Source organism: Bradyrhizobium sp. (genome assembly GCF_036735945.1).
Classification (GTDB): Bacteria; Pseudomonadota; Alphaproteobacteria; order Rhizobiales; family Xanthobacteraceae; genus Bradyrhizobium.
This window is the reverse complement of the sequence record NZ_DAINNI010000161.1, coordinates 1-9191: the sequence shown is the minus strand read 5'-3', so window position 1 is coordinate 9191 and position 9191 is coordinate 1. Positions and strand designations below refer to the sequence as shown.

Below are 9191 nucleotides of genomic sequence, written 5' to 3'. Positions count from 1 at the left end.
ACGCCGACCAGATGGTCCGCGGCGTCGTCAACCTGCCGAACGGCACCGGCCGCACCTTGCGCGTCGGCGTGTTCGCCCGCGGCGCAAAGGCGGAAGAAGCCAAGGCGGCGGGTGCTGACGTCGTCGGCGCCGAAGACCTGGTCGAGAAGGTGCAGGGCGGCAACATCGATTTCGATCGCTGCATCGCCACCCCCGACATGATGCCGCTGGTCGGCCGTCTCGGTAAGGTGCTCGGTCCGCGCGGCATGATGCCGAACCCGAAGATCGGCACCGTGACGATGGACGTCACCTCCGCCGTGAAGGGCGCGAAGGGCGGCTCGGTCGAATTCCGCGTCGAGAAGGCCGGCATCGTGCAGGCCGGCGTCGGCAAGGCCTCGTTCTCCGAGGAAAAGCTCGTGCAGAACGTCAAGGCGCTGGCGGACGCAGTGTCGAAGGCCAAGCCGGCCGGCGCCAAGGGCACCTACATCCAGCGCGTGGCGGTTTCCTCCACCATGGGGCCGGGCGTCAAGGTCGAACCCGGCACGCTGCTCGGCTAGCTGGTTGCCTGTTACGTGATCAGAAAAGGGGCGGAATCGGACCACCGATTCCGCCCTTTGCGTTTGAGCCCTCGTGCGATCGCCGCAGCGCCGGACCTGCCAAGAAGGAACAACAATGCCCGAAAGAGTCCTGATCTATTCGCGTTTCCCAAAGGCGCAGATGGAGCGTTTTGGCGAACGCTATGAACTGCTGAATGCCGCCGGCAAGCCGCCCAACGAAGTATTCCCGGCGGAACAACTCGCTGACATCCGCGCGATGATCACGGCGGGCGGCACGCCGCTTCGCAGCGAGGCGATGGACATGATGCCGAAACTCGGTGCGATCGTCTGCTACGGCACAGGCTATGACGGCGTTGATCTGGCGGCGGCGAGGAAGCGCAACATTGCCGTCGGTCACAGCCCGGGCGCAAACGCGGCCTCGGTCGCCGATATCGCTGTTACCCTGATGCTGGCGACGACGCGGCGGCTGCTGGCGTTGGACGATTATGTGCGGGGCGGCAGCTGGGCGGCGGCAAAGCCGTCGCCGATGATGCGCCCGCAACCCGGGATGCTGGGCCGCAAGATCGGCGTCTACGGCATGGGCGAGATCGGCCGCAAGATTGCCGCGCGCGTCGCCGCCTTCGAGACCGAGGTCGGCTATTTCAGCCGCAGCCGGCACGACGTGCCGTACCGGTATTTTCCGACGCTCGATGCGCTGGCCGTGCAGCGTCCTGATGATCGCGGTGCGCGCGGGCGAGGACACCAACCGCGTCGTCGATGCGGATATCCTGCGCAAGCTCGGCAAGGACGGCTACGTCGTCAACATCTCGCGCGGCTCGGTCATCGACCAGCAGGCGCTGATCGCGGCGCTGACTGACCAGACCATCGCCGGCGCGGGCCTCGACGTCTACGCGAAGGAGCCGCATGCGCCGGATGCACTTACAGCTTTGCCCAACGTCGTGCTCGCGCCGCATATCGGCGGCCATACGCTGGAATCGCATGTGGCGATGCAGAACTGCGTGATGGCCAATCTCGACGCGTTCTTCGCCGGCAAGCCGCTGCCTTATCAGGTGGCATCGGACTGACGGCTCAGTGCAGCCCGGCGGCCGGCAGATGGCGCAGTTTGTCGGGATTGCGGACGATATAGATCGCCGCGATCTTCTCGCCTGAGATCGCCATGCTCATGGTGTGATCGAGTTCGCCGTCCAGATAGAGCAGGGCGCCGACGGCGCCGTTGATCATGGCGGGCTCGATGCGAATATCGTGGCCGGCGTTCTTGGCGGCGATGCCGATGAAGAAGCGCGCGATCTTTTCCGGGCCGATGATTGGATGGCGCGCCGCGGTCTTGCGGCCGCCGCCATCGGTGAGCGCCACGGCGTCTTCGCGCAGCAGCGCGGCAAGCCGGGCGACATCGCCGCTGGCAACCGCTTCGCCGAAAGCCTGCAGCAGGCGGGCGTGATTGTCAGGCGTCTGCGCCGGCGCCGGGCGATCGTCGCGCACCGCGCGGCGGGCGCGGGAGGCCAGTTGCCGGCAGGACGCCTCGGTGCGGTCGAGCATGGCGGCGATCTCGGGGAACGGCGTGTCAAAGACGTCGTGCAGCAGGAACGCCGCGCGCTCCAATGGTGACAACCGGTCGAGGGCCAGCAACAGCGCAAACGACAGGTCGTCGGCGAGTTCGGTGGCGGCATCGGGCGACAGGCCCTCGGCATCGAACACCGGCTCGGGCAGCCACGGCCCGACATAGACCTCGCGCTGCGCCTTCGCGCTTTTCAGGCGGTCGAGACAAAGCCGCGTCACGACGGTGACGAGAAAGGCTTCGGGGTTGTGCACGTCCTGCGCGCCGGCAAAGCGGATATAGGCATCCTGCACGACGTCTTCGGCGTCGCTGCGGCTGCCCAGCATGCGATAGGCGAGCCCGAGCAGGCGCCCGCGATGGGGCGCCAGCGGGTCGGGATCATGCAGCCTGCTTGACGACGTCGACATCGTGTCCACTCACGCTGATGCGGCGGCATTCCCTGGCATAGCCGAGGCCTGCCTTCACCATCGGAAACATCCGGCCGAGTTGCAGTGCCATCGTCAGGTCTATCACGCCTTTCTGCCCCCATTCGGCACGAACGGCATCGCGAAACTCCTCGTCGTCGGCGGAGCGACGCACCACCGCGTCGGCGAAGCGGAAGCCGAGCGTGGTCGCTTCATTCATCGCGCGCGGTTCGCGGCGGAGAACCGCCTCGATCTGGTCCTTGGCCATGCCGGCTTCCAGCGCCATGTCGACGACAAGCTGCGTGCACGGGCCGCAATCCTCGGCCAGTGCGCCGACGATCTTGGCGGCGAAGCAGGCCTCGACCGGAACCACCTCGCAATGGGCGGACGCCTTCATGATCGGTGCGAACTTGAAGAAGCCGGCGGGGGATTCGTTCAAGAGCATTTCGAGATAGCTGACGTCGTAGCCATACCGTTCGGTAAATGCGCGCAAGGTGCGGCGCGCGATCCAACTACGCATGATGTTCTCCTTGGTTGGGGAAGGCGGAATAGAGCGCGGCCGCGGACGGCAGCACGATCGCGAGGAGGTCGAAGGCGGGGTGATGGCTGTGGCCGCCGGCCATGATCGCCACATGGAGCAGGGCGTGAACGCCAAGGAACCCGGCGCCCGCGACGGCTGCCGGCCAGTAGCGGGGCCGCCACGCCCGCGCGGCGAGCGCAAGGCCAGCCACGAGGAACGCGGCGCCGATGTCCTGCACGAAATGCGGGTTAAAAGGACCGGTATCCGGTACCCCCGGTACCGTCTGGTACCAGAACGGCCCGTTGACGAGCATGATGAGCCCGTTCAGGACCGTCGGTATTGCGAGAATGGCCGCTAGCTGACGCCGCATGGGGCACCTCCTGCGGCCAAGACGAGCCAGGGCAGGCCGGTGTGACGGGGGCGTCAAAAAAGTTGGGGTTCCGATCGAAATTTTTTCTTCGGCCGGCCGGCAAACTGGTGCGAAATTTGCTCTTGGCAAGCCGGGTAAGACTCGTTAAACAGCGTCTTCCGGGCGTGCTGGCCCCGTTGCTGGCACGTCTGTGCTCGCATTCCGAAAACCCGCTACGATAGGAGATCATTCCTTTCTGGACATCCGCTTGGATTGCTCGAAAGGAAGGAAACTCATCGTTTCGGTGGCGTGCGGCAGGGGTCCGTCGGCTTGCCGAATGACCTCGATCCTGTCCGAGACTGCAGGCGCCCGCGAGGAAATGCAAGTTTCTCCAACGGCTTAATTTCACAGCCTGCATAGACGGGTGAAGACCGGATTTCGCCGTAACCGCCGCTATCGGCGGCGCGATGGCCGATTTGGTTCGAACCTCGACACCCCGCGCCATCTGGTTCGGGAGGGCAGGCTTTTAAGATGTCGTCTGCCCGACGTGTCCTGAGGACTGGTGTCTTGAGGTCAGGTTCTGGGCGGGACGATGGGTGCAACCCGGCGGTCTCGTTCGCGCGAAGGCCGCCAACCGGAGAGAGCTTGCTGTGGAAAGAGCGGCAAAAAAGGACGCGGTTGAGGCGCTGAACGGGGTCTTCAAGACCACGAGCGTCGCAATCGTCGCCCACTATTCCGGCCTCACCGTGGCCCAGATGCAGAAGCTGCGCATGCAGATGAAGCAGGCGGGCGCGTCGGTGAAGGTCTCGAAGAACCGTCTCGCCAAAATTGCTCTTGAAGGCACGGATGTCGTTGCCATCGGTTCCCTGCTGAAGGGGCCGACCGTGATCGCTACTTCGAACGATCCGGTGGCGGCGCCGAAGGTTGCCGTCGAATTCGCCAAGACGAACGAGCAGTTCGTCATTCTCGGCGGTTCGATGGGTAAAACCGTCCTGGATGTGAACGGCGTGAAGGCACTTGCCTCGCTGCCGTCGCTGGACGAACTGCGCGGCAAGCTTGTCGGCCTCCTGGTGGCGCCGGCAACCAAGATCGCTCAGCTCTCCACCGCGCCCGCGGCCAAGCTCGCGCGCGTCGTCCAGGCTTATGCCTCAAAGGGCGAAGCGGCCTGACCCTTCGCAAATCAAATCTGGTTCGAACCAAACTCTTAAGGAAATAGATCAATGGCTGACTTGCAGAAAATCGTCGACGACCTCTCGAGCCTCACCGTGCTCGAAGCTGCCGAACTCGCGAAGCTCCTCGAAGAAAAGTGGGGCGTGTCCGCCGCTGCCGCCGTGGCGGTTGCCGGTCCCGCGGGTGGTGGCGCCGCCGCCGCTCCGGCTGAAGAGAAGACCGACTTCACCGTCGTTCTGGCTGCCGCCGGCGAAAAGAAGATCGAAGTCATCAAGGAAGTCCGCGCCATCACCGGCTTGGGCCTGAAGGAAGCCAAGGACCTCGTCGAAGGCGCTCCGAAGCCCGTCAAGGAAGGCGTGAACAAGGACGAAGCCGACAAGATCAAGGCCCAGCTCGAAAAGGCTGGCGCGAAGGTCGAGTTGAAGTAAGCGTACTACACAGAAAAGTGTGGGGATTCGCGGGGTTAGCTCCTCGAATCTCCACGTTTCCGCCCCATATTGGGGTGGCAGCAGGAAAAATACGGCAGGCGATGGGAACGGCAGGGTGTTCCCGGTGTAAGCCGTTGGGAGACAGTCAGATTTCGGGCTTTTTCAGTCCGTGAAGCGACCAGTTAGGACGGGCGGGTGCAGTCATGTGCCCCGCGCGTCGTTTTGCGTTTTGAAGGTCTGGAGCGCGGATTCAGGACTTAATTCCTGAAATTGGGCTTTGTTCCTTTAGGCGATTCGACAATTCAACCCGGGGGCGATGGCAGTCGCGCTTCGGAAGGTTCGCCCAAGAGGGCGACGAAAATGAGAGGCCACGATGGCGCAGCAGACATTCACCGGTCGCAAACGCGTTCGCAAGTTCTTCGGACACATCAAGGAAGTCGCCGAGATGCCGAACCTCATCGAGGTTCAGAAGGCGTCCTATGATCAGTTCCTGATGGTCGAGGAACCGCTGGGTGGCCGGCTGGACGAGGGCCTGCAGGCGGTGTTCCGCTCGGTGTTCCCGATCTCGGACTTCTCGGGCACCTCGATGCTCGAATTCGTCCGCTACGAGTTCGAGCCGCCGAAATATGACGTCGACGAGTGCCGCCAGCGCGGCATGACCTATGCTGCGCCGCTCAAGGTGACGCTGCGCCTGATCGTGTTCGATATCGACGAGGAAACCGGCGCCAAGTCGGTCAAGGACATCAAGGAGCAGGACGTCTACATGGGCGACATCCCGCTCATGACCATGAACGGCACCTTCGTCGTCAACGGCACCGAGCGCGTCATCGTTTCCCAGATGCACCGTTCGCCCGGCGTGTTCTTCGACCACGACAAGGGCAAGACCCATTCGTCCGGCAAGCTGCTGTTTGCCGCGCGCGTGATTCCGTATCGCGGTTCCTGGCTCGACATCGAGTTCGACGCCAAGGACATCGTGTTCGCGCGCATCGACCGCCGCCGCAAGATTCCCGTGACTTCGCTGATGTATGCGCTGGGTCTCGACGGCGAGCAGATCCTTTCGACCTTCTACAAGAAGATCACCTACAAGCGCGGCAAGGAAGGCTGGCGCGTGCCGTTCGACGCCAACCGCTTCCGCGGCTATTCGACGGTCAACGACCTGATCGACGCCGATACCGGCAAGGTCGTGCTCGAGGCCGGCAAGAAGCTCACCGTCCGCGCCGCCCGCCAGCTCCAGGAGAAGGGGCTGAAGGCGCTGCGCATGTCGGATGAGGAACTGGTCGGCAACTACGTCGCCGAGGACCTCGTCAATCCGAAGACCGGTGAAATCCATGCCGAAGCCGGCGAGGAGATCACCGAGAAGCTGCTGAAGTCGCTGAACGAGCACGGCTACAAGGAGCTGCCGCTGCTCGACATCGACCACGTCAATGTCGGCGCCTACATCCGCAACACGCTGCATGCCGACAAGAACATGACGCGTGAGGACGCGCTGTTCGACATCTACCGCGTGATGCGTCCGGGCGAGCCGCCGACGCTCGACTCCGCGCAGGCGATGTTCCAGTCGCTGTTCTTCGACGCCGAGCGCTACGACCTGTCCGCGGTCGGCCGCGTCAAGATGAACATGCGCCTCGAGCTCGACGCGCCCGACACCCATCGCACGCTGCGCAAGGAAGACATCCTGGCCGTCATCAAGACGCTGGTCGACCTGCGCGACGGCAAGGGCGAGATCGACGACATCGACCACCTCGGCAACCGCCGTGTGCGCTCGGTCGGCGAGCTCATGGAGAACCAGTACCGCATCGGTCTGTTGCGCATGGAGCGCGCCATCAAGGAGCGCATGTCCAGCGTCGACATCGATACCGTGATGCCGCAGGACCTGATCAACGCCAAGCCGGCGGCCGCCGCGGTGCGCGAGTTCTTCGGCTCCTCGCAGCTCTCGCAGTTCATGGACCAGACCAACCCGCTGTCGGAGATCACCCACAAGCGCCGTCTCTCGGCGCTTGGCCCGGGCGGTCTGACCCGCGAGCGCGCCGGCTTCGAGGTGCGCGACGTGCATCCGACGCATTACGGCCGCATCTGCCCGATCGAGACGCCGGAAGGTCCGAACATCGGCCTGATCAACTCGCTGGCGACGTTCGCGCGCGTCAACAAGTACGGCTTCGTCGAAACACCCTATCGCAAGGTGAAGGACGGCCGCGTCACCGACGAGGTCATCTATCTCTCGGCGATGGAGGAGGGCCGCTATCGCGTGGCGCAGGCCAACGTGCCGCTCGACGGCAAGGGCCGCTTCACCGAAGACCTGATCGTCTGCCGTCACGCCGGCGAAGTGCTGCCGATCACGCCCGACAAGGTCGACTACATGGACGTGTCGCCGAAGCAACTCGTTTCGGTGGCAGCAGCCCTGATCCCGTTCCTCGAGAACGACGACGCCAACCGCGCGCTGATGGGCTCGAACATGCAGCGCCAGGCGGTGCCGCTGGTTCGCGCCGAGGCGCCGTTCGTCGGCACCGGCATGGAAGGCGTGGTCGCCCGGGACTCCGGCGCCGCGATCGCCGCCCGCCGTTCCGGCGTGATCGACCAGATCGACGCCACCCGCGTCGTGATCCGCGCCACCGAGGATCTCGATCCGACCAAGTCGGGCGTCGATATCTACCGTCTCATGAAGTACCAGCGCTCCAACCAGTCGACCTGCATCAACCAGCGTCCGCTGGTGAAGGTCGGCGACATCGTCAAGAAGGGCGACATCATCGCCGACGGTCCCTCGACCGATCTCGGCGAGCTCGCGCTCGGCCGCAACGTGCTGGTCGCGTTCATGCCGTGGAACGGCTACAACTTCGAAGACTCGATCCTGCTCTCCGAGCGGATCGTGAAGGACGACGTCTTCACCTCGATCCACATCGAGGAATTCGAAGTCATGGCCCGCGACACCAAGCTCGGGCCTGAGGAAATCACCCGCGACATTCCGAACGTCTCGGAAGAAGCGCTGAAGAACCTCGACGAAGCCGGTATCGTCTATATCGGCGCGGAAGTGCGCGCCGGCGACATCCTGGTCGGCAAGATCACGCCGAAGGGCGAAAGCCCGATGACGCCGGAAGAAAAGCTGCTGCGCGCCATCTTCGGCGAAAAGGCCTCCGACGTCCGCGATACCTCGCTCCGCGTGCCTCCGGGCGTGCAGGGCACGATCGTTGAAGTGCGCGTGTTCAACCGTCACGGCGTCGACAAGGACGAGCGTGCGCTGGCGATCGAGCGCGAAGAGATCGAGCGTCTGGCCAAGGACCGCGACGACGAGCAGGCGATCCTCGACCGTAACGTCTACGGCCGTCTCGCCGATCTCCTGGAAAACCGCCAGGGCATCGCCGGTCCCAAGGGCTTCAAGAAGGACACCAAGATCACGCGCGCCGTGCTCGAGGAGTACCCGAAGTCGCAGTGGTGGATGTTCGCCTCGCCCAACGACAAGCTGATGGGTGAAATCGAGGCGATGCGTAAGCAGTACGACGAATCGAAGAAGGGCCTTGAGCAGCGCTTCCTCGACAAGGTCGAAAAGCTGCAGCGTGGCGACGAACTGCCGCCCGGCGTGATGAAGATGGTCAAGGTCTTCGTCGCGGTGAAGCGCAAGATCCAGCCCGGCGACAAGATGGCCGGCCGTCACGGCAACAAGGGCGTGGTGTCCAAGATCGTTCCGATCGAGGACATGCCGTTCCTCGAGGACGGCACCCACGCGGACATCGTGCTCAATCCGCTCGGCGTGCCCTCGCGCATGAACGTCGGCCAGATTCTGGAGACGCACCTCGGCTGGGCCTGCGCGGGCCTCGGCAAGCGCATCGGCCAGACCATCGACAGCTTCTATCAGAAGCAGGATCTCAAGCCGCTGCGCGAGACCCTGAAGAAGATCTATGGCGACGATGAAACCATCAAGTCGTTGAACGACAACGAGCTGATGGAGCTCGGCAGGAACCTCAGCCACGGCGTGCCGATCGCGACGCCGGTGTTCGATGGCGCCAAGGAAGCCGACATCGAGGAGATGCTGAAGCTCGCGGGCTTCGACGCCTCCGGCCAGTCGACCGTCTATGACGGCCGCACCGGCGACGCCTTCGATCGCAAGGTGACGGTGGGCTACATCTACATGCTGAAGCTGCACCATCTGGTCGACGACAAGATCCATGCGCGTTCGATCGGTCCGTACTCGCTCGTCACCCAGCAGCCGCTGGGCGGCAAGGCGCAGTTCGGCGGCC

7 protein-coding genes and 1 pseudogene are annotated in these 9191 nt (G+C 64.0%); 5 read left to right on the top strand and 3 right to left on the bottom strand.

What is annotated here, in order from left to right; genetic code table 11:
* Both rplA and V7E26_RS27340 read left to right on the top strand, forming a co-directional pair.
* Nucleotides 1-536 (top strand): 50S ribosomal protein L1 (gene rplA / locus V7E26_RS27345; RefSeq protein WP_324422363.1); only part of this gene is annotated, 536 nt, incomplete at its 5' end.
* Between the two features lie 115 nt (nt 537-651).
* Nucleotides 652-1600: pseudogene (locus V7E26_RS27340) on the top strand (2-hydroxyacid dehydrogenase).
* Between the two features lie 4 nt (nt 1601-1604).
* Here the strand turns inward: V7E26_RS27340 and sigJ are convergent.
* Genes sigJ through V7E26_RS27325 form a run of 3 tightly spaced genes read right to left on the bottom strand, consistent with a single transcriptional unit; the run spans nt 1605 to nt 3385 of the window.
* Entirely contained in the window at nt 1605-2498 is an 894-nt protein-coding gene (gene sigJ / locus V7E26_RS27335) for an RNA polymerase sigma factor SigJ (protein ID WP_324422361.1), read from the bottom strand.
* Complete coding sequence (locus V7E26_RS27330; protein ID WP_324422360.1) at nt 2470-3015, bottom strand: hypothetical protein; 546 nt, start codon at nt 3013-3015, stop codon at nt 2470-2472. The genes sigJ and V7E26_RS27330 overlap by 29 nt, the downstream gene beginning before the upstream one ends.
* On the bottom strand, nt 3008-3385 hold the full coding sequence (locus V7E26_RS27325; protein ID WP_324422358.1) for a hypothetical protein: 378 nt from the start codon (nt 3383-3385) through the stop codon (nt 3008-3010). The genes V7E26_RS27330 and V7E26_RS27325 overlap by 8 nt, the downstream gene beginning before the upstream one ends.
* Before the next feature lie 629 nt (nt 3386-4014).
* Here V7E26_RS27325 and rplJ point away from each other — a divergent pair.
* The 3 genes from rplJ to rpoB all read left to right on the top strand — a co-directional run.
* Nucleotides 4015-4533: a 50S ribosomal protein L10 gene (rplJ, locus tag V7E26_RS27320; protein ID WP_324422356.1), complete on the top strand. Its 519-nt coding sequence runs from the start codon at nt 4015-4017 to the stop codon at nt 4531-4533.
* A 51-nt stretch (nt 4534-4584) separates the two neighbouring features.
* The gene (gene rplL / locus V7E26_RS27315; protein ID WP_324422354.1) at nt 4585-4962 is read left to right on the top strand and encodes a 50S ribosomal protein L7/L12; all 378 of its coding nucleotides are present in this window, start codon (nt 4585-4587) and stop codon (nt 4960-4962) included.
* Nucleotides 4963-5335: 373 nt separating this feature from the next.
* A partial coding sequence (gene rpoB, locus V7E26_RS27310; protein WP_324422352.1) for a DNA-directed RNA polymerase subunit beta occupies nt 5336-9191 on the top strand: 3856 nt, incomplete at its 3' end.